This is a genomic window from Actinomadura pelletieri DSM 43383 (assembly GCF_003634705.1).
Taxonomy (GTDB): Bacteria; Actinomycetota; Actinomycetes; order Streptosporangiales; family Streptosporangiaceae; genus Spirillospora; species Spirillospora pelletieri.
On record NZ_RBWU01000003.1, the window covers coordinates 369,201 to 394,100 of the forward strand.

The 24,900-nt window shown below is 73.6% G+C and carries 23 protein-coding genes; 7 read left to right on the top strand and 16 right to left on the bottom strand.

From position 1 onward, the window contains the following. Nucleotides 1–79: 79 nt before the first annotated feature. From BZB76_RS14880 to BZB76_RS14905, 6 genes are all read right to left on the bottom strand, one after another. Nucleotides 80–1,243, bottom strand: coding sequence for a pyridoxal phosphate-dependent aminotransferase (locus BZB76_RS14880; RefSeq protein WP_121434960.1), 1,164 nt, complete (start codon nucleotides 1,241–1,243; stop codon nucleotides 80–82). Between the two features lie 51 nt (nucleotides 1,244–1,294). Then, the gene (locus tag BZB76_RS14885) at nucleotides 1,295–1,900 is read right to left on the bottom strand and encodes a response regulator transcription factor (RefSeq protein ID WP_121434961.1); all 606 of its coding nucleotides are present in this window, start codon (nucleotides 1,898–1,900) and stop codon (nucleotides 1,295–1,297) included. After that, nucleotides 1,897–3,147, bottom strand: a complete 1,251-nt coding sequence (locus BZB76_RS14890; protein ID WP_121434962.1) for a sensor histidine kinase — start codon at nucleotides 3,145–3,147, stop codon at nucleotides 1,897–1,899. The genes BZB76_RS14885 and BZB76_RS14890 overlap by 4 nt, the downstream gene beginning before the upstream one ends. Before the next feature lie 48 nt (nucleotides 3,148–3,195). Continuing rightward, a complete protein-coding gene (locus tag BZB76_RS14895; RefSeq protein WP_121434963.1) occupies nucleotides 3,196–3,990 on the bottom strand; it encodes an ABC transporter permease in 795 nt (264 codons plus the stop codon). Next, on the bottom strand, nucleotides 3,987–4,940 hold the full coding sequence (locus BZB76_RS14900; RefSeq protein ID WP_121434964.1) for an ABC transporter ATP-binding protein: 954 nt from the start codon (nucleotides 4,938–4,940) through the stop codon (nucleotides 3,987–3,989). The genes BZB76_RS14895 and BZB76_RS14900 overlap by 4 nt, the downstream gene beginning before the upstream one ends. Nucleotides 4,941–5,019: 79 nt before the next feature. Then, nucleotides 5,020–6,414, bottom strand: a complete 1,395-nt coding sequence (locus BZB76_RS14905; protein ID WP_121434965.1) for an acyl-CoA synthetase — start codon at nucleotides 6,412–6,414, stop codon at nucleotides 5,020–5,022. A gap of 39 nt (nucleotides 6,415–6,453) precedes the next feature. On the opposite strand from BZB76_RS14905, the gene BZB76_RS14910 reads away from it, so the two are divergent. Further along, nucleotides 6,454–7,044, top strand: coding sequence for a uridine kinase family protein (locus BZB76_RS14910; RefSeq protein ID WP_420534780.1), 591 nt, complete (start codon nucleotides 6,454–6,456; stop codon nucleotides 7,042–7,044). A gap of 547 nt (nucleotides 7,045–7,591) precedes the next feature. After that, nucleotides 7,592–7,966: an FKBP-type peptidyl-prolyl cis-trans isomerase gene (locus BZB76_RS14925; protein ID WP_121434966.1), complete on the top strand. Its 375-nt coding sequence runs from the start codon at nucleotides 7,592–7,594 to the stop codon at nucleotides 7,964–7,966. A gap of 4 nt (nucleotides 7,967–7,970) precedes the next feature. On the opposite strand, the gene BZB76_RS14930 is transcribed toward BZB76_RS14925, so the two are convergent. Further along, entirely contained in the window at nucleotides 7,971–8,597 is a 627-nt protein-coding gene (locus tag BZB76_RS14930; protein ID WP_121435492.1) for an SRPBCC family protein, read from the bottom strand. A gap of 233 nt (nucleotides 8,598–8,830) precedes the next feature. Between BZB76_RS14930 and BZB76_RS14935 the strand changes: the two genes are divergently transcribed. Then, nucleotides 8,831–9,649: a polysaccharide deacetylase family protein gene (locus BZB76_RS14935; RefSeq protein ID WP_246007022.1), complete on the top strand. Its 819-nt coding sequence runs from the start codon at nucleotides 8,831–8,833 to the stop codon at nucleotides 9,647–9,649. A 146-nt stretch (nucleotides 9,650–9,795) separates the two neighbouring features. Here BZB76_RS14935 and cutA read toward each other — a convergent pair whose 3' ends face one another. From cutA to BZB76_RS14960, 5 genes are all read right to left on the bottom strand, one after another. Continuing rightward, nucleotides 9,796–12,198: an aerobic carbon-monoxide dehydrogenase large subunit gene (gene cutA / locus BZB76_RS14940; RefSeq protein WP_121434968.1), complete on the bottom strand. Its 2,403-nt coding sequence runs from the start codon at nucleotides 12,196–12,198 to the stop codon at nucleotides 9,796–9,798. After that, nucleotides 12,198–12,746 (bottom strand): (2Fe-2S)-binding protein, encoded by a 549-nt coding sequence (locus BZB76_RS14945; protein ID WP_121434969.1) that lies wholly within the window; start codon nucleotides 12,744–12,746, stop codon nucleotides 12,198–12,200. The genes cutA and BZB76_RS14945 overlap by 1 nt, the downstream gene beginning before the upstream one ends. A gap of 1 nt (nucleotide 12,747) precedes the next feature. Continuing rightward, complete coding sequence (locus BZB76_RS14950; RefSeq protein ID WP_246006957.1) at nucleotides 12,748–13,578, bottom strand: FAD binding domain-containing protein; 831 nt, start codon at nucleotides 13,576–13,578, stop codon at nucleotides 12,748–12,750. 29 nt (nucleotides 13,579–13,607) lie between these two features. After that, the gene (locus BZB76_RS14955) at nucleotides 13,608–13,808 is read right to left on the bottom strand and encodes a hypothetical protein (protein WP_121434971.1); all 201 of its coding nucleotides are present in this window, start codon (nucleotides 13,806–13,808) and stop codon (nucleotides 13,608–13,610) included. 236 nt (nucleotides 13,809–14,044) lie between these two features. Continuing rightward, complete coding sequence (locus BZB76_RS14960) at nucleotides 14,045–15,820, bottom strand: PucR family transcriptional regulator (protein ID WP_121434972.1); 1,776 nt, start codon at nucleotides 15,818–15,820, stop codon at nucleotides 14,045–14,047. Nucleotides 15,821–16,032: 212 nt separating this feature from the next. Here BZB76_RS14960 and BZB76_RS14965 point away from each other — a divergent pair, with 212 nt between their 5' ends. Genes BZB76_RS14965 through BZB76_RS14980 form a run of 4 tightly spaced genes read left to right on the top strand, consistent with a single transcriptional unit; the run spans nucleotide 16,033 to nucleotide 21,130 of the window. Further along, nucleotides 16,033–16,983 (top strand): oxamate carbamoyltransferase subunit AllH family protein, encoded by a 951-nt coding sequence (locus BZB76_RS14965; protein ID WP_121434973.1) that lies wholly within the window; start codon nucleotides 16,033–16,035, stop codon nucleotides 16,981–16,983. Continuing rightward, a complete protein-coding gene (locus tag BZB76_RS14970; protein WP_121434974.1) occupies nucleotides 16,980–18,428 on the top strand; it encodes an FdrA family protein in 1,449 nt (482 codons plus the stop codon). Before BZB76_RS14965 ends, BZB76_RS14970 begins: the two co-directional genes overlap by 4 nt. After that, complete coding sequence (locus BZB76_RS14975; RefSeq protein WP_121434975.1) at nucleotides 18,425–19,894, top strand: YlbE family protein; 1,470 nt, start codon at nucleotides 18,425–18,427, stop codon at nucleotides 19,892–19,894. The genes BZB76_RS14970 and BZB76_RS14975 overlap by 4 nt, the downstream gene beginning before the upstream one ends. An 18-nt stretch (nucleotides 19,895–19,912) precedes the next feature. Continuing rightward, a complete protein-coding gene (locus BZB76_RS14980; protein WP_121434976.1) occupies nucleotides 19,913–21,130 on the top strand; it encodes a DUF6986 family protein in 1,218 nt (405 codons plus the stop codon). Nucleotides 21,131–21,137: 7 nt separating this feature from the next. On the opposite strand, the gene BZB76_RS14985 is transcribed toward BZB76_RS14980, so the two are convergent. The 4 genes from BZB76_RS14985 to BZB76_RS15000 are packed head-to-tail and all read right to left on the bottom strand — an operon-like array spanning nucleotide 21,138 to nucleotide 24,863. Further along, the gene (locus BZB76_RS14985) at nucleotides 21,138–21,737 is read right to left on the bottom strand and encodes a nucleotidyltransferase family protein (RefSeq protein WP_121434977.1); all 600 of its coding nucleotides are present in this window, start codon (nucleotides 21,735–21,737) and stop codon (nucleotides 21,138–21,140) included. A gap of 19 nt (nucleotides 21,738–21,756) precedes the next feature. Further along, nucleotides 21,757–22,881, bottom strand: coding sequence for an XdhC family protein (locus tag BZB76_RS14990; protein ID WP_121434978.1), 1,125 nt, complete (start codon nucleotides 22,879–22,881; stop codon nucleotides 21,757–21,759). Next, nucleotides 22,874–23,977, bottom strand: coding sequence for a vWA domain-containing protein (locus BZB76_RS14995; protein ID WP_121434979.1), 1,104 nt, complete (start codon nucleotides 23,975–23,977; stop codon nucleotides 22,874–22,876). The genes BZB76_RS14990 and BZB76_RS14995 overlap by 8 nt, the downstream gene beginning before the upstream one ends. Before the next feature lies 1 nt (nucleotide 23,978). Next, a complete protein-coding gene (locus tag BZB76_RS15000) occupies nucleotides 23,979–24,863 on the bottom strand; it encodes an AAA family ATPase (protein WP_121434980.1) in 885 nt (294 codons plus the stop codon). Nucleotides 24,864–24,900 lie beyond the last annotated feature (37 nt).

Genomic DNA, 24,900 nt, shown 5'->3' on the forward strand with positions numbered 1-24,900 from the left:
TCGTCGACCCGATCTCTACCCGGGTCGACGCCCCGACGACCGTCCGGCGCCGCCGCTTACCGTGCGTGCCCGCGGTCTCTCAGCGGAGGCGGGCGAGCCGTTCCACGGCCTCGTCGATGACCTCGTCCTTCTTGCAGAACGCGAACCGGACGAAGTGCGCCCCCGCCTCCGCGTGGTCGTAGAACACCTGCGTCGGGATGGCGACCACGCCCGCCTTCTCCGGCAGCGCCCGCGCCAACTCCATGCCGTCGGTGAACCCGAGCGGCCGGATGTCGGCCTGCACGAAGTACGTGCCCTGCGGCCGGTACGTCGCGAACCCGGCGGCCTCCAGCCCGGTGATGAGCCGGTCACGTTTCGCCTGCAACGACTTGCGCAGTTCCTCGACCCAGGCGAGCTCGTGGGCCAGCCCGTACGCGGTGGCCCGCTGGTAGGGGGCGCTGACCGCGTAGGTGAGGAACTGCTTCACCGTCTGCACGGCCCGGACGTACGGCGCGGGCGCCGTCACCCACCCGGTCTTCCAGCCGGTGACGGAGAACGACTTGCCCACCGACGACACCGACACCGTCCGCTCGCGCATGCCGTCGAGCGTGGCCAGGGGGATGTGCTCGGCGTCGTCGAACGTCAGGTACTCGTACACCTCGTCGGTGATCGCGACGAGGTCGTGCTCCCGGCAGACGTCGGCGATGCTCTCCAGTTCGGCGCGCGTGAACACGGTGCCCGCCGGGTTGTGCGGCGAGTTCACCAGGATCGCCTTGGTGCGGGGCCCGACCGCCGCGCGCAGCTCATCCGGGTCGAAGGTGAAACGTCCCTCCACCGGACGCAGCGTGACGGGCCTGCGCACCGCCCCGGCGAGCGCGATCACGGCCGCGTACGAGTCGTAGTACGGCTCGAACACGATGACCTCGTCACCGGGCCCCGCCAGCGCCAGCACCGACGCCGCGATGCCCTCGGTGGCCCCCACGGTCACGAACACCTCGGTCGCCGGGTCGTACGCCAGCCCGTACCGGGCGAGCCGCTGCGCCGCCACCGCCTCCCGCAACCCGGGCAGCCCCGGCCCCGGCGGATACTGGTTGGCCCCCGTCCGGATCGCCTCGACCGCCGTGTCGAGCACGGCCTGCGGTCCCTCCTCGTCAGGGAAGCCCTGGCCGAGATTGATCGCGCCGGTCCGTACGGCGAGTGCTGACATCTCGGCAAAGATCGTCTCGCCGAATTCCCGCATGCGTTCGACCAGTGGCTCGCTCACGAGGCAAGCCTAAGGGCCCCACCCCCCCTGCGGAGGCATGGCGGGCCGCGGTCAGATCCAGCCCATGTCCTTGGCGGCGCGGGCGGCGGCGACGCGGGTGGGGGCGCCGAGTTTGGCCATGGCGGTGGAGAGGTAGTTGCGGACGGTGCCCTCCGACAGGTGCAGGCGGGTCGCGATCTGGGCGGTCCCGGTTCCGGTGCCGGTGAGGCGGAGGATCTCGCGTTCGCGGTCGGTGAGGGGGTTGTCGCCCGCGGCCATGGCGTTGGCGGCGAGTTCGGCGTCCAGGTAGCGGCCGCCGTCGTGGACCTTGCGGATCGCGGCGGCCAGTTCCTCGGTGGGGGCGTCCTTGGCGACGAAGCCGCGGACCCCGGCGGCCATGGCGCGGCGCAGGTATCCGGGACGTCCGAAGCTGGTGAGGATGCAGATGGAGCAGCGCGCGCCGGACGCGGTCAGCCGTTCGGCGACGGTGAGGCCGTCCGCGCCGGGCATCTCGATGTCGAGGACGGCGACGTCCGGATCGTGCTCGGCGACGGCGGCGGCCACCTCGTCGCCGCGTCCGACCTCCGCGACGACCTCAAGGTCGGGTTCCAGGCCGAGCAGGGCGGCGACCGCGCCGCGGATGAGGTGCTCGTCGTCGGCGAGCAGGACGCGGATCACGCGGTTCTCCCCGCGGCCGTTCCGGCGGGCACGGCGTCCGCGTCGGACGCGGGAAGCGGGACGACGGCGCGCAGCAGGAAGCCGTCCCGGCCGTGGCGCCCGGCGGTGATCTCGCCGCCGAGCACGGCGACGCGTTCGGCGAGGCCGGTGAGGCCCGAGCCGCTCCCATCCTCGCGGACGCCGCCGTCGCCGCGGACGCCGTCGTTGCCCATCTCCAGGACCACGGACCCGTCGTAGGCCGTGAGCGTCACCTCGCAGCGCCGCGCGCCGCTGTGCTTGATCACGTTGGTGACGCCCTCCCGGATGATCCAGGCCAGCACCGAGCGGACCTCCGACGGGAGCGCGTCCTGCGGGTCGCCGATCTCGCAGCGGATTCCGGCGGCCTCCAGCACGGCGCGCGCCCCGACCAGTTCGGTGTCCAGTTCGATGGCGCGGTAGCCGCTGACGGCGGCGCGCACCTCGCGCAGCGCCTCCCGGGCGGTACGGCGGACGTCGGCCATCTCGGTGGCGGCGCGGTCGGGGTCGGTGCGCGCCGTCCGCATGGCCAGTTCGCTCTTCACGGCGATGAGGGAGAGGCTGTGGCCGAGGAGGTCGTGCAGGTCGCGGGAGAAGCGAAGCCGTTCCTCGGTGACGGCGAGCCGGGCGAGGGCGTCGCGGGCGGCGTGGGTCTCCCGGTGCATCTCCCACATGCGGCGCTGGTACCGGTTGACGAACACGGTGACGGCGCAGCCGCCGACGTAGATCACGAACATGAGCGGAAAGACCCCGTACCAGGGGAGGGCGGCGTCCGGGGCGAGCCGCTGCACGGAGATCGTGGTCAGGACCGAGCACACCCCGCCGACGGCGACGCACAGGGCGACCAGCTGCCTGCGGCTGAGCGGCGACATCACCACCGCGGACACCCAGAAGATCGGGATGAGGTTGAACAGCGGGCCGATGAGGATCATCGTGCTCATCGCGGCCGCCAGCGTGCCGCTGAGCACGAGGTCGCGGCGCGACGCCCCGCCCGCCAGGCCCGTCTTGACGAGCCGCGCGTAGTACCAGGTGAGCAGAACCAGGCCCGCGAGGACCACGACGGCGAGGGGGACGCCGACGTCGTCGTCGGTGTAGGCGGCGCCCAACCCGACGAGGCTCGGCGCGACGAAGCCGACGGCGGCGATCAGGAACGAGCGGTAGGTGACCCGCTGGTAACGTTCGAGCCTCTGGGTGTCGCGCGCTTCCAGGTCCGCCGTGGTCGCGACCGTCATATGGCCCCTCCCTTCAGTCCCGCACTGTAATCGGTGCCGGTCGGTCCATCAGGCATGCCGGGGTTCCCAGCGGAACCAGCGGGTGGCGAGCACGCGACCGAGGGCGCCCCAGACGGCGAGGACGAGGAACGAGGGCAGGCAGGTCCACCAGCCCTCCAGGACGCCGACGGACGGGTGCGCGCCATGGTCGTAGAAGTCCTGCCCGAAGTAGCCGGTCCTGCTGATCTCCACGACGGGACTGAGCGGGAGGAGCCGGGTCAGTTGCGCGAGCCAGTCCGGCAGGCCGTCCATCGGGAACATCACCCCGCCCCCGAGCATGCAGCCGAACATGATCGGCAGGACGGTGAGCTGCGCCAGCTCCGCGTTCGGGGTGAGTCCGGAGATCGCGAAGGCCAGGGTCGCGAAGACCGCGACGCCGCCCGCGAGCCCGACGAGCAGGAGCACGGGGTCGGCGGGGAACCGGCCGCCGAGCGCGACGCCGAGCACGACGACCAGCGCCAGCACCTGGAGGGCGTACATCGCGGTCGCGGTGACGATGCTGCCCCCGGTGATCTCCGCGTCGGACAGCGCGGTGCCGCGGAGCCGTTTGAGCGTCAGGTCCTCGCGGCGGGCGGTGAACACGTTGACGAGGTTCATGAAGATCGCGAACAGGAGGAAGAAGCCGAGGTGGCCGGTGCCCTGCAGGAGCGCGCCGTCCACGCCGCCGATCACCTGGCCCTTCATCGGGACGAGCATCCCCGCGAACAGCAGCGGCAGGCCGAACACGGAGAACATCGCCGTCCTGTTGCGCCACAGCAGCGTGAGGTCGAGGCGGGAGACGCGGAGCATGGCGGTGTGGTTCATCGGTCGGCTCCTTCGGCGGTGCGGAGGAAGACGTCCTCAAGGGACGCGCTGCGCGCCTCCAGGCCGTCCAGCCGGACGTCCTTCTCGTCGGCCCAGCGCAGCAGGTCGTACAGGCTCCGCTGGAGTCCGGAGCCGGTGACGGTGTGGGTGACGGTGTGGGTGACGGTGTAGGTGGCGAAGGCACGGCCGCCGGTCACGGCGACGTCGGGGCGGGCGCCGCGCACGTCGGGGAGTTCGGCCACCTGGAGGTGGTCGGGCATGTGGAAGGTGATGCGGTCGCCGTGTCCGGCGACGACCTCCTCGACCGTCCCGGACGTCTCGATGCGGCCGCGGTGCAGGATGGCGAGCCGGTCGGCGAGGTGCTCGGCCTCCTCCAGGTAGTGGGTGGTGAGCAGTACGGTGGTGCCGTCCGCGACGACGTCCTGGACGATCTTCCAGGTGGCGCGGCGTGCCTCGGGGTCCATGCCGGTGGTCGGTTCGTCCAGGAACAGGACCGCGGGACGGCCGAGCAGCGCGAGCGCGAGGTCGAGACGGCGTTTCTGGCCGCCGGACAGTTGCCGCACCCGCACCCCGGCCTTGTCGGTGAGCCCGGCGAGCGCGACGGCCTCGTCGCGGTCGCGTGGCGCGGGGGTGAAGCCGCGCCAGTGGTCGACGGTCTCGGCGACGGTGAGGTCGGCGAAGAAGCCGCCTTCCTGGAGCATGATGCCGATCCGGGGGCGGATGGCGCGGCGTTCGCGGTGCGGGTCGTGGCCGAGGACCCGGACCGTTCCCGCGTGGGCGGCCCGGTGCCCTTCCAGGGTTTCGAGAGTGGTCGTCTTCCCGGCGCCGTTGGTGCCGAGAAGCGCGAACAGCTCACCCGCCGCGACCTCGAAGGAGATACCGGCGACGGCCTCGAAGTCCCCGTACCGTTGGCGGAGCTCCTCGACCGAGATGGCTGTGTCGGTGTGCATGCTTCCAGCGTCGCGGTCCGGCGCGCGGTCCGGTAGAAGCGCGTGTCAGCCGATCTTGATGACAGCTGTCATACGGGCTCTAGACGAGGTCCCCGAGACGGGTCTTGACGACCTTGCCCATGGCGTTGCGGGGCAGCGCCACGACCAGGTGCACCACACGGGGACGTTTGTGGACGGACAGGCGCCCGGCGACGAAGTCGATGAGCTGCCGCTCCCCGATCCCGTCCGCGACGACATAGGCGGTGACCTGCTCGCCGAGGTCGTCGTGGGGGGTGCCGACGACGGCGGCCTCCCGCACGTCCGGGTGCGCGAGCAGCGCGTTCTCGACCTCGCCCGCGCCGATGCGGTAGCCGCCGCTCTTGATCAGGTCGGTGGAGGCGCGGCCGACGATGCGGTGCCATCCGTCCGGCCCGATCGTCGCGATGTCGCCGGTGCGGAACCAGCCGTCCCCGGTGAACGACTCCGCGGTGGCCTCGGGCCGGTTGAGGTAACCCTGGAACAGCAGCGGCGCGCGGACGTGCAGTTCACCGGGCGTCTCACCGTCCGCAGGCACGGGCCGCCCGTCCTCGCCCGCCAGCCGCGTCTCCACTCCGGGCAGCGGTGTGCCGACGTATCCGGGGCGCCGCTCGCCGTCCGCGCGGGCGCTGACCGTGATGAGCGTCTCCGTCATGCCGTACCGTTCGACCGGCCGGTGCCCGGTGAGGTCGGCGAGCCGTTCGAAGACGGGGACGGGGAGGGGCGCGCTGCCGGAGACGAGCAGCCGCGCGCTCCGCAGCGCCCCGGCGGCGGTCGGGTCAGCCGCCGTCCGCGACCAGACGGTCGGCACCCCGAAGAACAGGGTCCCGCCGTCCTCCGCCGCGGCCGCGTAGTCACCGGGCCGGGGCCGTCCGGTGTGGACGAGCCGCGACCCGACCCGCAGGGCCCCGAGCACCCCGAGGACGAGCCCGTGCACATGGAACAGCGGCAGCCCGTGGACCAGGACGTCGTCCGGCGTCCACCGCCAGGCTTCGGCGAGGGCGTCGAGCCCTGCGGCCACCGCGCCCCGCGAGATCAGCACACCTTTCGGCGCACCCGTCGTCCCGCTGGTGTAGAGGATCAGCGCGGTCTTCTCAGCACCCACCTCACCACGCGCACTCCCATTTCGAGAGAGGGCGTCAACGGCGACCAGGGGCGGCTCCCCGTCGCCGTGTTCCACACCGCGGGCGGCCAGCAGCAGATCCGCGCCGGAATCACCGAGGATGTGGGCGCGCTCGGCGGGACCGGAGTCGGGCGGAAGCGGCACGACGGGGACGCCCGCGAGGATGCCGCCGACGACCGCCGCGACCGTCTCCGCCGACGCGGTGGCGTGCACCGCGACGGCGTCCGCTCCCCGGATCTCCGCGGCGACGGCCGACGCCCAGCCGAACAGCTCCTCGCGCGAGAGGTCGCGTCCCGCGATCCGCACCGGTCCGCCCGCCGCGCCGAGCAGGTCCATGTTCGCCCCCTCTGATCTCGTCCTGGAAGTATGCCGTCCGTGGCGTTCCTCTCGGGCACCGCCCTGACCTACCCCGCGCTCGCGGCGCGGCTGCTGACGCTGCCGCCGTCGTGCGGCCCGGTACGCCTGGTCGCGGTGGACGGCCCGAGCGGCGCGGGCAAGTCGACGTTCACCGACCACCTGTCCGTCGCCCTGGTCGGCGCTCCGGTCGTCCGCTCGGACGACTTCCGCGTCCCGTGGGACGCCGACCCGCTGACCTGGTGGGAGCCGCTCCGCTCCACCGTCCTCGCCCCGCTCCGGGACGGCCGTCCCGCCACCCTGCGCCGCTACGACTGGCATCGCGACCACTACGGCCCACCGGAGGAGCTTCCGCCCGCGCCCGTCCTCATCGTCGAGGGAGTCGGCGCGGCCTGGGCGGGGTCACCGGCCGCCTACCGCGTCTGGATCGACGCCCCACCGGACCTGCGCCGCGCCCGCGCCCTCGACCGCGACGGCCCCGAGTACGCCGCCGCCTGGGACGCCTGGACCACCCGCGAGACCGCCCACTTCATCACCGACGCCACCCGCTCCCGCGCCGACCTCCTCGTGGACGGCACCTCCTTCACGAAGCACCACTTCACAGCCCTCTGACGGCGCCTACTGGGCGAGCGCCTCCGCGAGCGACAGGCTGTTCCCGTCCGGATCGAGCACCACGACATGACGGACACCATCGCCGAAGGTCTCCACCGGCTCATGGACGACGCCATGCCCCGCGACCCGCCCCAGAATGTCGTCGAGCCCTCCGTGTGGGCCTCATCGTCGATGACGTACCGCACGCGGCCTCCGCTAGTGACCTCGTACTCCCATTGTTCCAGGTCACGACCGTTGTGCCGGTGAGTCGCCAAGTCTCCCCGAAGCCGGTGCTGCCGACGCGGGTTGGCGCGGGAGCGCGGCTCGAATCGAAGTGTCTCGAAGCATCGCCGCGTGTTGGCCAGAGCGAGTCGGCACAACTCTTCCCAGCCGCGCACCGCGTCACTCGTCCCGAGGCCGGGTTCGCAGGCCGTTGCCGCTCGTGCAGGTCGTGGCCCACGAGACGGACGGGACCGCTCGGTCATCAGCTCGTCCTGACGGCGCCGGAGTGGGGCGGTGGGTCTAGGCTGGGCGTTTCCATATCCGACGAGACCGCTGGAGCCTCTTCATGGCGCTGGAACGCCCCGAGATCGACTTCCCCGAGGGACAGCCGCCCGCCTACCTCGACATCACCGACATCGTCGAGGGCGACGGCGACGAGGCCACCAAGGGCTCGAACGTGTCGATGCACTACGTCGGCGTGTCGTGGTCCACGGGCGAGGAGTTCGACGCGTCCTGGAACCGGGGCTCCACCTTCGACTTCGAGCTCGGCGGCGGACGGGTCATCAAGGGCTGGGACATGGGCATCGTCGGGATGAAGGTCGGCGGTCGGCGCAAGCTCGTCATCCCGCCGCACCTGGCGTACGGCGACCGCAGCCCCAGCCCGGCCATCAAGCCCGGCGAGACGCTGATCTTCGTCGTCGACCTCGTCGCGGTGAACTGACCTCTCAGTCCCGCCGGGAACGGCGGCCGAGCAGGTAGCCGAGGGCGACGCCGACGAGCGCGACGAGGCCGCCGGAGCCGAACGCGATCACCATCGGCCAGGCCACGGTCGGCGCGGCGGCTCCCGCGTGGGCGGGGGCGGCCGCTCCGGCCGGGGCCGCGCCGGCGGCGCCGGCCGGGGCGGGCGCGGGCGCCGGTGCGGCGAGGTCGCGTTCCACCGCGGCGAAGAACTGCCCCGCGGTGCGCTTGGCGACGCTGCCCAGCATCCGCTGGCCGACGCCGCCGACCATCCCGCCGACGACCGCGTCGGCGTCGTAGTCGATGCGGGTGGAGCCGTCGCCGGGGGTGAGCCGGACGCGGACGGTCGCGTCCACCGTGCCGGGCGCCCCCTGCCCGTGCGCGCGCAGGACGAACGAGCGCGGCGGGTCGGGATCGGCGAGTTCGACCTGGCCGATGTACGTACCCTGGAGTGAGGCGACGCCCGCCGAGACGGTCATACGGTACGTGTCGGGGCCGGTCTCCTCCAGGGAACGGCACCCGGGTATCGTCCTCGCCAGGACGGCCGGGTCCTGGAGCGCGTCCCAGACGCGGGCGAGCGGCGCGGCGACGGTGGCACTGCCGGTGAGCTGCATGACAAGACTGTAGAGAACGAGGCGCGCGGCGCCGAACGGCAACACCTGCCGAGTACACGCCGAACATTGGGCGGATGCGCACGCCTGACCGCCGGAAATGGTCAGATATGTCCGGCAGGTCATGCCGGCGGCGAACTCGTTCCCTCCCCGGCGCGTCAACCGATACGAGATCCCCTGCCCACGAAACCGAACGGAGTACGCGGCCGATGCGAGGTAGGACGCCCGTGGTCACCATGGTTGTCGCCGGAGTCATCGGCGTGGCCGCGGGCGGCTGGCCCGTCCTGCCCACGGGGGGCGGCGATTCCGATCCCGCGATGCGGACGGAGCTGGCCGCCGTCCTCGGTGACCAGACGTGGCCGAAGCCGAAACCCGGATCGTGGACGATGCCGAAACCGGCCACGGACGGGCTTCCCCCGGTCGTCAACCGCATCGAGACCCAGGAACGCGTCGTGTTCCTCACCATCGACGACGGCTACGTCTACGACTCCGAGTTCGTGAACATCGTCCGCAAGCGGAAGGTCCCCATCATGACCTTCCTGACCACCACCTACATCAAGGGCCAGGGCCAGTACTTCTGGGCGATGCGCAACGCCGGATCGCGCATGGAGAACCACACCGTCAGCCACCCCAACATGGCGACGCTCAGCCCCGAGACGCAGCGCAAGCAGATCTGCGACGCGTCCGACGCGATCCAGAAGCAGTACGGTCGACGGTCGGAGATCCTCCGTCCGCCGTTCGGCAGCTACAACGAGACCACCCGGCAGGCCGCCAAGCAGTGCGGCATCAAGTCGATCCTGCTGTGGTCGGCGGAGTTCTACAACGGGACGACCGGCCCCGGTGTCGGCTACAACGGCTTCGCGCGCGGCGACGGCGGCAAGGGGTTCAAACCCGGCGACATCATCCTCATGCACTACCGCAAGGGCCTCGCCCGCGACATGGAGACGATGCTCGGCTGGATCGAACAGGCCGGGTTCCGGCCCGCCGCGGTCGAGAACTACCTGCCGCGCTCGCTCGGCGGCAACGCCCCCGACCAGCCCACCACGCCCGGGTGAAAGCCGACCTTCCCGGAGGAATCCCGGTTACGCCCAGCGCCCGCGTTTCCGTTCATTAGGGTCGACCACGCTGGCGGGGTTGAGGTCCCCCGCACCCGAGCCGACCCCGCCAGCATCCACCTTCCGGCGAGCCCGGGTCGGTGCCCTCACTCGGCGCGGACGACCAGGGACGGGTCCGTCGCCGCGCGTTGCCGGAGCGTGTGGAGCGCGTCGGGTGACAACGGCATCGCGTCGACGCGGATGCCCTCCGCGTCCTCCACCGCCGACGCGATCACCGCCGACACGGGAATGACGCCCGCCTCCCCCGCGCCCTTGATGCCGAGCGGGTTCAGCGGCGACGGCGTCTCCAGATGGCCGGTCCGGATGCGCGGGATCTCCGTCGCGTAGGGCATGAGGAAGTCCATGAACGACGCGTTGAGGAGCTGCCCCGACTCGTCGTAGACCATCCGCTCGTACAGCGCGCCGCCGATGCCCTGCGCGACGCCGCCGTGGATCTGCCCCTCCACCACCATCGGGTTGATGAGGCGCCCGCAGTCGTGGACGACCGCGTACCGCAGGATCGCGATCTCCGCCGTGTCCGGGTCGACCTCCACGACGGCGGCGTGCGCGCCCGCGGCGAACGTGGACCGGACGGGCGAGTAGTAGTCGCGCCCCTCCAGGCCCGGCTCCTCCCCGGCCGCGATCGGCGGCTCGGTGACCGGGCGGCCCACCGCGAACTGCGTCGCCCTCGCGGTCTCCTCGTCGAACGCGTACCGCAGCGGGTTCGACAGGACCGCGACCGTCCGCAGCGGCACGGCCGCCGACACGTCGCCCCTGACGTGCACGACCCCGTCGGTGATGTCCAGGTCGCGCGGGTCGGCCTCCAGGGCCTCCGCCGCGATCCGCAGCGCCTTGTCGCGGACCTTCCGGCACGCCAGCGCGATCGCGTTGCCGCTCATCACGGCCGCGCGGGACGCGAACGTCCCGACCGCGTACCCGAAGCGGCGGGTGTCGCCGGTCGTGACCTGGACGTCGCCGATCGGAACGCCCAGCTCGGCGGCGGCGATCTGCGCGAACACGGTCTCGTGGCCCTGCCCCTGCGAGGTCAGCCCGGTGGAGACGTGCACCCGTCCGGCCGTGTCGATCTCCACATGGCCGCCCTCGTACGGGCCGACGCCCGTCCCCTCGACGTACACGCCGAGGCCGATGCCGAGGCGGCGGCCCCGGGACGCGGCGGCGGCGCGCTCGGCGGCGAAACCGTCCCAGCCGATCATCGCCTTCGCCTTGCGGAGCAGCTCCGGATAGTCGCCCGAGTCGTAGATCAGGGGGCGGCCGTCCTGGAACGTGAGGCCCTGGTCGTAGGGGAACTCGTCGGGCTGGATGAGGTTCGCGGCGCGGACGTCGGCGCGGTCGAGGCCGAGATGCCGGGCGATCCTGTCCATGGTCCGTTCCATGCAGAACACGCCCTGCGGGCGGCCCGCGCCGCGGTACGGGGTGACGATCAGGGTGTTGGTGTAGAGGCTGACGACCTCCGCCCGGTACGCGCCGATCTTGTAGGGGCCGAGGAGCTGGGTGGACGTGACGATCGGGATGATGATCCCGTACGGGGTGTAGGCGCCGTGGTCGTGCCGGATCCGCACGTCCAGGCCGAGGACGCGGCCCTCGTCGTCGAACCCGACGCGCACGTCCTGGAGCTGGCCGCGTTCGTGCGCGGCGGAGACGAAGTGCTCGCGGCGGTCCTCGGTCCACTTGATCCCGCGGTCCAGCAGCCGTGCCGCCCACGGAACGAGGATCTCCTCCGGCCACGGGTGGACGATCTTGACGCCGAAGCCGCCGCCGACGTCCGGGGCGATCACCTCGACCTTGCCGGTGGGCAGGCCGAGCCGGGCGGCGAGCGCGGCGCGGACACCGGTGGACGCCTGCGTGGACGAGTACACGCGCAGCGACCCGTCGTCTGCGTCCCACCGCGCGTAGACGCCGCGTCCCTCCAGGGGCGTGGAGGCGCTGCGTTCGATCGCGAGCCGGAACTCCAGCACGTGCGGCGCGGCGCGGATCGCGGCGGCGGCGTCGCCGGTCTCCTGGACGAGCACCGCGCCGACGTTGCCGGGGACGTCGTCGTGCACGAGCCGCTCGGCGCGTGACGCGGCCTCGATGCCGACGACGGCGGGCAGCGGCTCGTAGTCCACCCGGACGCGTTCGGCGGCGTCCTCGGCCAGGTACCGGTCGCGGGCGACGACCATCGCGACGGGTTCGCCGACGTGCCGGACGACGTCGCGGGCGAGCGGGTACCCGGTGCGGCCGTGGGTGAGGGACGGGTGCGGGATCAGCAGCGGCAGCCGCTCCCCGATCCGTCCGGGAAGGTCCTCGGAGGTGTAGACGGCGACGAGACCGTCCACGTCCAGGGCCCCGGACACGTCGATGTCGACGATCCGGGCGTGCGCGTGCGGCGACCGGACGAACGCCGCGGCGAGGGCGCCCCGGCCGAGGTCGTCGAGGTAGCGGCCGCGGCCGGTGAGAAGCCTGCCGTCCTCGCGGCGCCGGACCGGCTCGCCGAACACCCGCGTCCCCACTACGTCTCCCCCTCCTCGGCGGACCGGGCGATCAGGTCGGCGGCGCGGTGCACCGACGCGACGATGTTCTGGTACCCGGTGCAGCGGCACAGGTTCCCGGAGATGCCCTCCAGCACCTGGTCCTGCGTGGGACGCGGCGTCTCGCGCAGCAGCGCCGTCACCGTGCAGAGGAACCCGGGCGTGCAGAAGCCGCACTGCAGGCCGTGGCACTCGCGGAACGCGCGCTGCACCGGCGACGGCGTCCCGTCCGGCGCGGCGAGGCCCTCCACGGTCGTGACCTCGTGGCCGGACGCGGTCACCGCGAACATCAGGCACGACCGCACCGGGTCACCGTCCAGCAGGACGGTGCAACAACCGCACACGCCGTGCTCGCAGCCGACATGCGTGCCGGTGAGCCCGAGATCGTGCCGCAGCAGGTCGGACAGCAGACGGCGCGCCGGGACTCGGGCGGTACGGGGCGTCCCGTTGACGGTCAGCGCGACGTCGAACGTCTCCTCGCGGGTCTCGCCGCCGGTCTCGTCGAAGGGCTCCTCGCGGGCCTCCCCCATGTCAGTCCTCCGCCCGGCGCAGCGCCTCGGCCGCCGCGCGCTTCAGGGCGCGCTCGGTGAGCACACCGGTCAGGTGCCGCCGGTACGCGGCGCCCGCGTGGATGTCGGCGACGGGGTCGACGGTGTCCCGGACGTGCGCGGCGGCGGCCGTCCAGTCGCCGTGCGGGCCGGCGACGCCGGTCAGGTCGAGGACGAGCGGTGTGGCGGAGATCCCGAGATATCCGGCGCGGGCCGCGGACACGCGCAGGTCCTCGTCGAGGGTGACGACGGCGGCGACTCCGGCGATCGCGTAGTCGCCGTGCCGCCGCGCCGTCTCCATGAACGCGGACCCGGTGCGGGGCGGCGCGGCCGGGAAGAACGCGGAGACGGCGAGTTCGCCGGGTTCCAGCGCCGGTTCCAGCGGACCGACGAAGAAGTCGGCGGCCGGGATGGTCCGGCGTCCCCGCGTCGACGCGGTGTCGACCGTCCCGTCGAGGACGGCCAGCACGGCGGGCAGCTCGGCGGCCGGGTCGGCGTGCGCGAGGCTCCCGACGACGGTGCCGCGGTTGCGGATGACGGGATGCGCGACATGCCGCAGCGCCCGTCTGAGCAGCGGTTGGACGGTGGCGGCCGCCACGGAGCGCTCCACCCGCGCGTGCCGGGCGAGCGCGCCGACGCGGACGCCGCCGTCCCCCACGTGCAGGGTGTCCAGCTCCGTGACGCGGTTGATGTCGACCAGCTCGGGCGGAGCGGCGAGCCGCATGTTCAGCAGCGGGACGAGGCTCTGCCCGCCGGCGAGGACCTTGCCGGACGGTCGCGCGGCCAGCGCGTCGAGCGCCTCGTCGACGGTCACGGGGGCCCGGTACCCGAACGGGGGCGGCTTCACCGCGCCGTCCCGTCGGCCTCCGCGGCCCGGTCCGCGTCGCCGGGCGCGACGCCCCACGACGGAGGGTCACCGGTGATCTGCAAGGTCACGTTCCCGTGGACGAGGGTGTTCCGGGCGACGACCGGGGCGAGGACGGCGGGACCGGCGAACTCCACCGGCTTCTTCGCCCCGAGCAGCCCGATCATGCCGTACGGCACGACGGTGGTGCCACCGGGAACGGCACCTCGGAATGGAACGGGAGCTCGTCGCCGTGCGGCCTCCAGCCGAACACCATGCGTGGTCCTCCTGCTCAACCGGCCAGGTTCCTGCGGGCACGGTAGATCTACCCTGTTGGGCGGGCATCGGCGACATCTGCCAAAGCCCGTCCGCCGGTTCGGCGGGACCGGCGCGTCACCGGACGGTCACGGAGCGGTGGCACTACCCTCGATTACCCTCAGATTCCGCGCATGCGCAGCACGTGAAGGGCGAGGGTGAGGTTGAGCCGCAGATGAGCGTCCTCGGTGAACGCGCCGAGCATCCTTTCCAGCTTCCCGATGCGGTACCGCAGCGTGTTGTAGTGGAAGTGGAGGCGGCGGGCGGTCTCGGCGACGTTGAGGTTGGTCTCCAGCAGCACCTGGAGGGTGCGGCGCAGGTCGACCAGTTCCGGCTCGTCGTCGGAGGCGAGGTCGCCCAGCGTCTCCCGGACGAACGCGTGCAGTTCCTCCGGGTCCGACACCAGGCTCAGCAGCCGGTACACGCCGAGCTGGTCGAAGTGCGCCCGCGCGCCCGCGCCGTTGAGCTGCCGCCCGACCCGCACGGCCTTGACGGCCTGCTCGTAGGCCTCGGGCAGCGCCGCCGGGGACGTCACCGTCCGGCTGATCCCGGTGGAGAACGTCCGCCGCACCGGCAGATGCTCCGCGAAGATCGACGACGCCTCCTTGAGCATCGCCTGGACGGGACCGTCGGCCAGCTCGGCGGGGTCGCCGCCGTCCGCGCCGATCACCGCGACCACCTCGTGCGCGAAGCTCGCCACGGCCGCGCCCCGGTCGTGCCGGCGGACCGCCGTCGTCCAGGCGGCGGCGAGCCGCTCCTGCGCGGTCCGCTCCTCGGCGCCGCGGGAGCCGCGGGTGCCGCCCTCGTGCTCGGCGCCCCGGGCGCGGCCCTTCCCGTCGGTCTCGGGGGTCGACGGGCCGGGGTTGCCGCGCGGGCGGCCGTCGAGTTCGGCGACGACCACCATGACGGGACGGTCGAGATCCCAGCCGAAGCCCGCGCAGTGCGCGACGACCCGGTCGTCGTCGCCGGCGCGTCCCGCGAGGATGTCGCGGAGGAAGTCGGCGCGGTACTTGCTCTCGACGGCGGCGACGGCCTGCTGCTTCGTCACCACGAGCGCGGCGACGGTGGCGGCGCGTTCCAAGATGCCGAGATCGGTGCCGCGCAGGTTGCCGCCGGGGCTGAACGCGATGATCCGGCCGTGGTCGAAGCCGCCCGCCATCACCGGCACGACGAGATGGTCGCCGGTGCCGTGGGCGCCGATGATGCCGCAGCCGCCGCGCCCGCAGGCCGCGTGCCGGCCCGCGTCGAACGCCCGCATGGCCTGGACGTGCTCGTCCGGCCCGGCGCCCGCGATCACGCGCTGTTCGCCGTCCACGACGACGACCGCGACGTCCAGCAGCGACGCGACCTCGTCCACGACCTCCTTGAGGCCGCCGCCGCACAGCACGATCTGCACGAGCGCGCGGTGGACCTCCTCGGTGCGGGCGAGGACGGACGCCTGCCGGTTCAGGATGTCGGTCAGGACCTGGTTGAGGATGTCGTCGAAGCCGACGTCGTTGGGGAGCAGGATAAGGGGGAATCCGCGCCGATCGGCCTGGGCGATCATCTCGGCGGGCAGGGAGTCGAGGTAGCGGCCCAGTTTGATCGCCAGGGCCGCGAGGCCGCGCTCGTCCAGGTCGGCGACCAGGTGGTCGAGGGACTGCGGGGTGTTGCGCAGGGGGTAGCCGGTGGTCAGGAGAAGCTCGTTCGGCTTCACCCACGACAGGATGTCGGGGACCTCCATCACGTTGAGGCGCTGGACGACGCGCTCCAGTCCGGCCCGACCGGCGATGAGGCGGGCGCCGTTGAGGGTGCTGACGCCGAGGACCTCCCCGACCGACAGGCCGTAGGTCAGTGTTCCGGTGCTGGCGAGCCTGAGGGCCGGTGGGCCCGGGTCCGCGGTGGTGGTGTAACTCATGCCAGGGGTCACCTCGCCTTTTGGTGCGTACATCGCCCGTTACGGCGTGATCGCTACCGGTTCCTGATCAACACTGACAACTCAGACGAACGATGACAAGCATCCTTGGCAGCTTTCTCCATACGTCCGGTGCGGGGCCCGTTCTACCGTCTCGGCAGGGGCCGGGCCGTCCGTGCGCCGGGCGGCAACCGACGCCGGCCTCGGGAGGATCCGTGACCGCTCTCGTCCGCGACCCCATCCCGCTTCCGGCCAGGCCCGGAGGCAGACCGCCCACCGCCGGGGCGGCCGGCCTGACGCTGCGGCCGCTGCTCGATCCGCCGCGCCGCGCGGCCCGGGTCATCGCCGTGTTCCCGTCGGCGGTGTACCTGGAGATGCGCGGCGGCCCCGAACCCCGGGTGCTCGCCGTCGTCACGTCCGACGCCCACCGGCTCCCGAACGCGGTGGTGATCGTCGCGACACGCCGGGAGCAGCCGTTCCGCTCGGTCCGGGAGGGCCGTGACGCGTGGGTCGGCGAGGGGCGAGTGGAGGCGGGTCCGTTGAACGTACGGGTCCGCCGCTGGTGGGACCCGTCGGCGCCGCTCGGCCCGATGCGGCCCGCGACGCTCGAGGACGGCGTCCGGGCCCTGGAGGCCCGACTCGCCCGCGCCGGGGCGCTGGCCGACACCGGGTTGACCGGCGGGGGCCTCGGCGACCATCCGGACCCGGCCGCCCTCGCCGCGTGCTGCGCCGCGGGCGACCTCGCGGGCGCCGTCGAGGCGGCGGAGCGGATCGTCGGTCTCGGCCCCGGTCTGACGCCGAGCGGCGACGACGTCCTGTGCGGCCTGCTGGTGACGCTGCGGCTGGTCGGCGACGCGGTCCGGTACGGCGAGGACGCGGTGTGGCTGGCCGACTGGCTCGGCGCCGCCGTCACCGCCGACGCCGGAACGCGCACGACCGCGCTGGCCGCGACGCTGCTGCACTGCGCGGCGGCGGGCGCGGCGGGCGCCGAGGTCGCGGCGGTGCTGCGCTGTGTCGCGGGCGACGAGCCGCCGGACACCGCCGTCCGCCGCCTGCTCGCCGTGGGCCACACCTCGGGCACCGACCTCGCGCACGGCGTCCTCGCCGGGTGCCGGGCGGTGCTGTCGCTGGCCACGAGACATGCCGCCGCCATGGTGACTGCATGACGGACTGGGTCGAGGTGCGGCGGGGGGCCTACCACGATTCGGTCACGTTGATGCGGGCGAGCCGGTCGCTCACGGAGCGGTCGGACGTCACGGCGGCGATGGTGGCGATGGGCACCGCGCTGAACCTGGAGCTGCTGGCGCGGATGGGGTTCGACGTGCCGTCCGACGCGGGCCCGGACGACCTGGTGGTCGCCGTCCGGGTGCGGGGCGACGGCCTCGACGAGGCGAGGGCCGCGCTGGACGGGCTGCTGCGCGAGACTCCTCGGGCGCCGGTCACGGACGCGGCTCCGGCGCCGCGCACGACCGGGGCGGCGGCCGCCCGTCCCGGGAGCGGCGCGACGGTCGCGCTGCTGTCGGTGCCGGGCCCGCACGTGTTCCCGGAGGCGATGGACGCGCTGGAAGCGGGCCTCAACTTGATGGTCTTCAGCGACCATGTGCCGCTCGACCAGGAGATCGCGTTGAAGGAGGCGGCGGCGCGCCGCGGCCTGATCGTGATGGGCCCCGACTGCGGGACGGCGGTGATCGGCGGCGCGGGCCTCGGGTTCGCGAACGCGGTGCGCCCCGGGCCCGTCGGCGTCGTCGCGGCGTCCGGCACGGGCGCGCAGCAGCTGATGTGCCTGCTGGACGCGGCGGGCGTCGGCGTCAGTCACGTCCTCGGCGTCGGCGGCCGGGACCTGTCCCCGGAGGTGAGCGGCCGGTCCGCGCTGGCGGCGCTCGCGGCGCTGGACGCCGATCCCGGCACCGAGCTGATCGTGCTGGTGTCGAAGCCGCCCGCGCCGCAGGTCGCCGACCTGGTCCGGGAGGCGGCGCGGCGGCTGGACACCCCGGTGGTGTTCGCGCTGCCGACGACCGGCGAGGACGATCTGACGACGGCGGCGGAGCGGACGCTGAAGGCGGTGGGCCGGACGGTCCCCGCGTGGCCGCGCTGGACGGCGTCGCGGCGTCCGCGTCCGGTGGCGGGACGGGCGCTGCGCGGACTGTTCGCGGGCGGAACCCTCCGCGACGAGGCCGAGACGATCGCGCTGGCCGCCCTCGGCCGGGCCCTGGACGCCCACGGTCACCGGTTCACCGACTTCGGTGACGACGCCTACACGCGGGGCCGCGCCCACCCCATGATCGACCCGACCCTGCGGCTGGCGGCCGTCCGGGCCGAGGCGGCCGACCCCGGGTGCGGGGTGCTGCTGGTCGACGTCGTCCTCGGCCACGGCGCCGAACCGGACCCGGCCGCGTCCCTCGCCCCGGCGATCGCGGACGCGGTTCGCGACCGTCCGGACCTGGCCGTCGTGGTGTCCCTGTGCGGGACGCCCGCCGACCCGCAGGACCGCGACCGGCAGGCCGCCGCGCTGTGCGGCGCGGGCGCGGACGTGTTCGCCTCCAACGCCCAGGCCACCCGGCACGCCCTGTCGATGCTCGACGGGCCGCGGCGGGAGGAGTCGACCGGATGACCGACCCCGCGTCCGAGCGTGCGCACCGGCTCGGCGGGCTCCTCACCCGCGATCCGGTGGTGGTGACCGCCGGGGCGGAGATCTTCGCCGACGCGCTCGCCGCGCAGGCCGTGCCGGTGGTGCCGGTCGACTGGCGGCCGCCGCCCGCCGGGACGGAGACGGCGCTCGCGGCGGTCCTCGGCGACCCGGGCCACGCGGACGCCAACGCCCGCGCCGTGCGGCGCATGGTGACCGCCCGGCCCCACCTGGTGGACGTCCGCCCGGCCCGTGAGGTCCTCGGCCTCGACACCGGAACGTTCCTGCACGCGGGCCCGCCGCTGGACTGGGAGCGGGCGTCGGGCCCGATGCGCGGCGCGCTCGTCGGCGCGATGCTCCTCGAAGGGCTCGCGGAGACCCCGCTCGGCGCCGAACACGCCCTGGAACGCGGCGCGGCGACGCTCCAACCGTGCCACCGGCACGCCACGGTCGGGCCGATGGCGGGCGTCGTCGGCCCGTCCATGTGGATGCTGGTGGTGGAGGACGCCGAGCACGGCGGCACCGCGTACTGCTCGCTCAACGAGGGCCTCGGGAAGGTCCTGCGGTACGGGGCGTACGGGCCGGAGGTGATCGACCGGTTGACGTGGATGGGCGAGGTCCTCGGCCCCGCGCTGGCGGCGGCGGTGCGCGCCCACGGCCCCCTCGACCTGATGGCGCTCATCGCGCAGGCGCTGCAGATGGGCGACGAGCTGCACAACCGGAACCGGGCGGCGACGTCGCTGCTGCTGCGCGAGCTGGCACCGGCGCTGCTCGCCGCGGACGAGGTGCCGCGCGACCGGGCCGCGGCGGCGCTGCGGTTCGCGGCGGACAACGATCACTTCTTCCTGAACGTGGGAATGGCGGCGGCGAAGGCGTGCGCGGACGCGGCGCGCAACGTCCCCGGTTCCAGCCTGGTCGTGGCGATGGCCCGCAACGGCACCGACTTCGGCGTCCAGGTGTCGGGGACGGGCGACCGCTGGTTCACCGGGCCCGCGAATGTCCCCGACGGCCTCTATCTCGGCGATTACGGCCCGGACGACGCCAATCCCGACATCGGCGACTCGGCGATCACCGAGACGGTCGGGATGGGCGGGTTCGCGCTGGCCGCCGCGCCCGCGATCGTCCGGTTCGTCGGCGGCGAGGTCGCCGACGCGCTCGCCGCGACCCACCGGATGTACGAGATCGCCCTCGCCGAGCATCCGGTGCTTCAGATCCCGTCGCTGTCGTTCCGCGGCACCCCGGTCGGCGTGGACGTGACCCGCGTCGTCCGCACCGGGATCCTGCCGGTCATCGACACCGGCATCGCGGGCCGCGAGCCGGGCACGGGACAGGTCGGCGCGGGGCTCGTCGAACCGCCGCCGAACGTGTTCGCCGACGCGCTCGACGCACTCGCCGCGTCCGCCCGCCCCCCGGGGACGGCGGGGGTTCGCGGGTTTCCCAACGGGCCGTAGTTGGGGGATCATGTCGAGGTGAATCTCAGCGTGTCCTCGTACGACGACCTGTCCGCGCGGATCGCCGCCGTCCGCGACGAACACGGCGAGCGCCGTCCCGGCGCCGCCGCCGACGGGCGGCAGCCGGTGCACACGGTGTACGTGCCCGCCGACCGCTTCTCCCGCACGACCCCGGCCGACTTCGGCGCGGAGGCGCTGCGGCTGCTGAACACGCACGCGCCGGGAGACGGGTCGTTCGGCGCGGTGTTCGCGCTGGGCCCGGAGCTCGCCGGGCCGGTCCGCGAACGGGTCGCGGCGAAGCTCGCCACCGAACCGGTCGAGGACGTCCGGATCGACTTCGAGGACGGCTACGGGACCCGCTCCGACGCGGAGGAGGACGCGCACGTCGAGCAGGTCGTCGAGGCCGTCGCCGCCGCGTACCAGGTCAAGGCGCTCCCCCACTATTGGGGCGTGCGGGTGAAGTCGTTCGCGGACGGCGGGCACGACCGGTCGATGCGGACGCTCGACGGGTTCCTCACGACGCTCCGCGACCGGCTCGGACGGCTCCCCGGCGGGTTCACGATCACGTTCCCGAAGGTCGTCACGGCCGAGCACGTCGCGCTGTTCACCGAGTGGCTGGAACACCTGGAGACCTCGCTCGGCCTGCCGACCGGCATCCTGCGGTTCGAGGTGCAGATCGAGACGCCCCAGGCGGTCGTGGACGACGACGGACGGATCGGGCTGCGCGCGATCGTGGACGCCGCCGCGGGCCGCCTCACCGCCGCGCACTTCGGCGTCTACGACTACACGGCCGCGCTCGGGCTGCCGCCGCACGAGCAGCGCCTGGACCATCCCGCCTGCGACTTCGCCCGGCACGTCATGCAGGTGTCGCTCGCCGGGACGGGGGTGCGGCTGTCGGACGGCTCCACCAACGTCGTCCCCCGCAACGACGGCCCCGACGAGGTCAACGCGACATGGGCGACGCACGCCGCGCATGTCAGGCATTCGCTGCGGCACGGCTTCTACCAGGGCTGGGACCTGCATCCCGCGCATCTGCCGAGCCGGTACGCGGCCGTGTACGCGTTCCACCTGGCCGGTGTCGACGACGTCATCGGGCGGGTCCGGGCGTGGCACGAGCAGGCGGCGGCCGGTGGGAACGGCGTGCTGGACGAGCCCGCCACCATCCGGGCGCTGACGTCCCGGTTGCGCCGCGCCGTCGACTGCGGCGCGCTGGACGAGAGCGTCCTGCCCTCCTGAGCGCCCCCTAGCCGCGCTCTCGCCCGCGGCGGGTGAGGGCGGCGAGGTCGTCCGGGGTGTCGATGTCGTCGGGCGCGGCGACGTCGTCGCACGGCACGGACGTCACCAGGTCGGGATGCGCGCGCAGGAAGTCGCGCGCCCCCATGTCACCGACGGCGGCGTCGGCCACGCCCGCGAAATGCTCCGCCCGCAGCAGCACGGGGTTGCGCGGCGCTCCACCGTAGGTCGCGACCGCGATCGCGGCGCCCGCCTCGTACGCGGCGATCAGCCGCCGCACCGCCGTCGCGCCGACCAGCGGCTGGTCGACGAGCGCGACGACCACGGCGGGGCAGGCGGGCGGCAGCGCGGCCAGGCCCGCGCGCAGCGACGAGCCCATGCCCGCGCGCCAGTCCGCGTTCGGGACGACGACCGCGCCGATGACCTCGACCGGTTCGGCCCCGACCACGACGACGACCGGGGAGCAGCCCGCGTCCCGCAGCGTCCGGACACCGCGGTCGACGAGGCGTTCGCCGTCCAGTTCCAGTGTCGCCTTGGGACGCCCGAACCGGCTGCCCTCCCCCGCCGCGAGCAGCAGGCCCGCCGGGGGTTCCTGACCGTGCAACGTCATCCTGACGAGGGTAGTGCCGTCAGGGCGGGTCGCCGTGGATCCGGCCGGTGGTTTCGGTGAGCGGTCGCCCCGAGCCGCCCCAGCGGAGCTGCACGAGCTCCGCCGCGATCGACACGGCGGTCTCCTCGGGGGTGCGGGCGCCGAGGTCAAGGCCGATCGGCGAGCGCAGCCGCCGGAGTTCCGCGTCGGTCAGCCCCGCCTCCCGGAGACGGGCGAGCCGGTCGTCGTGGGTGCGGCGCGACCCCATCGCGCCGACGTATCCGGCGCGGGTCCGCAACGCCACCTCCAGCAGCGGGACGTCGAACTTCGGGTCATGGGTGAGGACGCAGATCGCCGTCCGCTCGTCCACGGCGTCGGCCGTCTCCTGCAGGTACTTGTGCGGCCACTTCACCACGACATCGTCTGCGTCCGGGAACCGCTTGGACGTCGCGAACACGGGCCGCGCGTCGCACACCGTCACGTGGTAGCCGAGGAACGTTCCGACGCGGGCGACGGCGGCGGCGAAGTCGATCGCGCCGAACACCAGCAGGCGCGGCGGCGGCGCGAACGCGTGCACGAACACGGTCAGCTCGTCCAGCCGCCGCTCGCCCTCCCGGCCGTAGTGACGTTGCCCGGTGAGACCCTGCGCGAGCATGCCGCGCGCGTCGTCGTCGACGGCGGCGTCGAGGCGGGCGGCGTACGCGGCGCCGGGCGCCAGCGACCCGGAGGCGCGGTCGCCCCACACCACCCGACGGGCGCCGATCCTCCCCGGCCCGGCGACGACGGTGGCGACGGCGACGGGTTCGCGGGCCTTTATCGACGCGGCGACGTCGGCGAACTCCGGGAACGTCGCGGGCCCGACCGGCTCCACCAGCACGTCGAGGATCCCACCGCAGGTCAGCCCGACGGCGAACGCGTCGTCGTCGGTCACCCCGTACCGCTGGACGACCGGCCGGCCGGTCTCCATCACCGACCGCGCCAGCTCGTACACGGCGCCCTCGACGCATCCGCCGGACACGCTGCCCGCGACCTCGCCGTCCGGGGACACCGCCATCGCGGCGCCGGGCGGGCGCGGCGCGCTGCGGAAGGTGTTGACGACGGTCGCGAGCCCGAACGTCTCCCCGGACGCGTACCAGCCGGTGATGTCGCCGAGCACGTCACGCATGTGCGGTTCCCCTCCCGTTGCCGATGAGGCGGGCCAGTTCCTCCAGCGCCCCGAGGCTGTGTCCGGACGTGAAGTCGTCCACGTGCGGAAGCGCCGCCGCCATCCCGGCCGTGAGCGGCTCATACCCGGGTCGGGCCTTGTGCGGGTTCGCCCACACGACCCGGTGCGCGAGCCGGTGCAGCCGCGCCATCTGCTCGCCGAGCAGCGCCGCGTCGCCGCGTTCCCACCCGTCCGACGCGATCACCACGATCGCGCCGCGGGCCAGACCGCGCCGCCCGAACCGGTCGAGGAACTCCTTCAGCTCCTCGCCGAGCCGGGTGCCGCCGCTCCAGTCGGGGATGGCGGCGGACGCCGAGGCCATCGCCGTGTCCGGGTCGCGGTGCCGCAGTTCCCGGGTGAGGCGGGTCAGCCGCGTCCCGGCGCTGAACACCTCGACGTCTCGTCCGCCGGAGCGGGTTGCGGCGTGCGCGAACCGCAGCAGGGCGTCGGCGTAGGGACTCATCGACCCGCTGACGTCCACGATCAGCACGACACGGCGCGGACGGCTTCGCGGCGTCCGATGCCGAAGCAGAGCCGTCTCGCCGCCACGCCGCAGCGTCTCCCGAACGGTCCGCGCCGGGTCGAGCCGACCCGTGGACGCAGGCGCGAACCTGCGAGACCTGCGCCGCTCGGCTCCCGCGTCCAGCACCGCGATGAGCCGAGCGACCTCGGCACGCTCCGCCTCGGTCAGCCGGGCCACATCGCGATCACGGAGCACCTCCACGGCGCTCGCGGACCCGGCCCGCAGCTCACCCGCCCGCCCCTCGCCGCCCTCCGCGCCGGGAACCGCCGCCCGCCTGACGACCACCGGCCGCGCGGTCGGCCGGACGGTCGCGCCGGAGAAGTACGCGGCGAAGCACCGGTCATAGCGGGCGAGGTCGTCGGGGTCGGCGCAGAGCGTCAGGCGCCCGGCCCAGTACACCTCGGCCGGATCGAGGACGTCGAGATGGTCGAGCGCCGCCAGCATCGCCTGGACCCGCTCCGGGTCGGCGGCGCCGCCCGCCGCGCGGACCGTCCGCGCGAACCCGACCATGGTCTCGACGACGTCCCGCTCCATCTCAACCCCCGTTGAGGAGGGCGTCGAGGCCGCCGCCGAGCACGCGCTGCTGGTCCTCGCGGTATTTCAGGACGGCGCCGAGCGTCACCGCGGCCGTGCCCGGGTCGAGGTCGCGGACACCGAGCGCGACGAGCGCCTCCGTCCAGTCGAGGGTCTCGGCGACACCGGGCGGCTTCAACAGATCGGCCGTCCGCATCCGCTGCGCCGCCCGCGCGACCTGCCCGGCGAGCCGCTCCGCCGCGTCCGGCAACCGCCGTCTGATGATCGCGACCTCGCGCTCGAACGACGGATGCTCCAACCAGTGGTACAGGCACCGCCGCTTCAACGCGTCGTGGACCTCACGGGTGCGGTTGGACGTGACCACGACGACCGGCGGCCGCTCCGCCCGGATCGTGCCCAGTTCCGGAACGGTGATGGTGAAGTCACTGAGCACTTCGAGCAGGAACGCCTCGAACTCGTCGTCGGCACGGTCGAGCTCGTCCACCAGCAGGACACTCGGCGACGTCTCCAGGGCCCGCAACAACGGCCGAGCCAACAGGAACCGCCGGTCGTACAGCTCGCCCTCCAGCCGCTCCACATCACCCACACCCGCCGCCTCGGCCGCACGCAGGTGCAGCAGCTGCCGGGGGAAATCCCAGTCGTAGAGGGCCTGGGAGGCGTCCAGTCCCTCGTAGCACTGAAGCCGGATCAACGGCGCTCCGAGCCCCCGCGCGAGAGTCTTGGCCAGCTCGGTCTTCCCGACCCCGGCCTCACCCTCCAGAAACAGGGGCCGCCCCATGCGCAACGCGAGAAAACACGCCGTCGCGAGCCCCTCGTCGCACAGATAGGCATGTCGATCAAGGAGCCCCGCAAGCTCCGCGGGCGATCCCACCAGGTCCACGGTCATCCCCACCGTCCCCCCACAACCCTCAGGCTACTCAGGG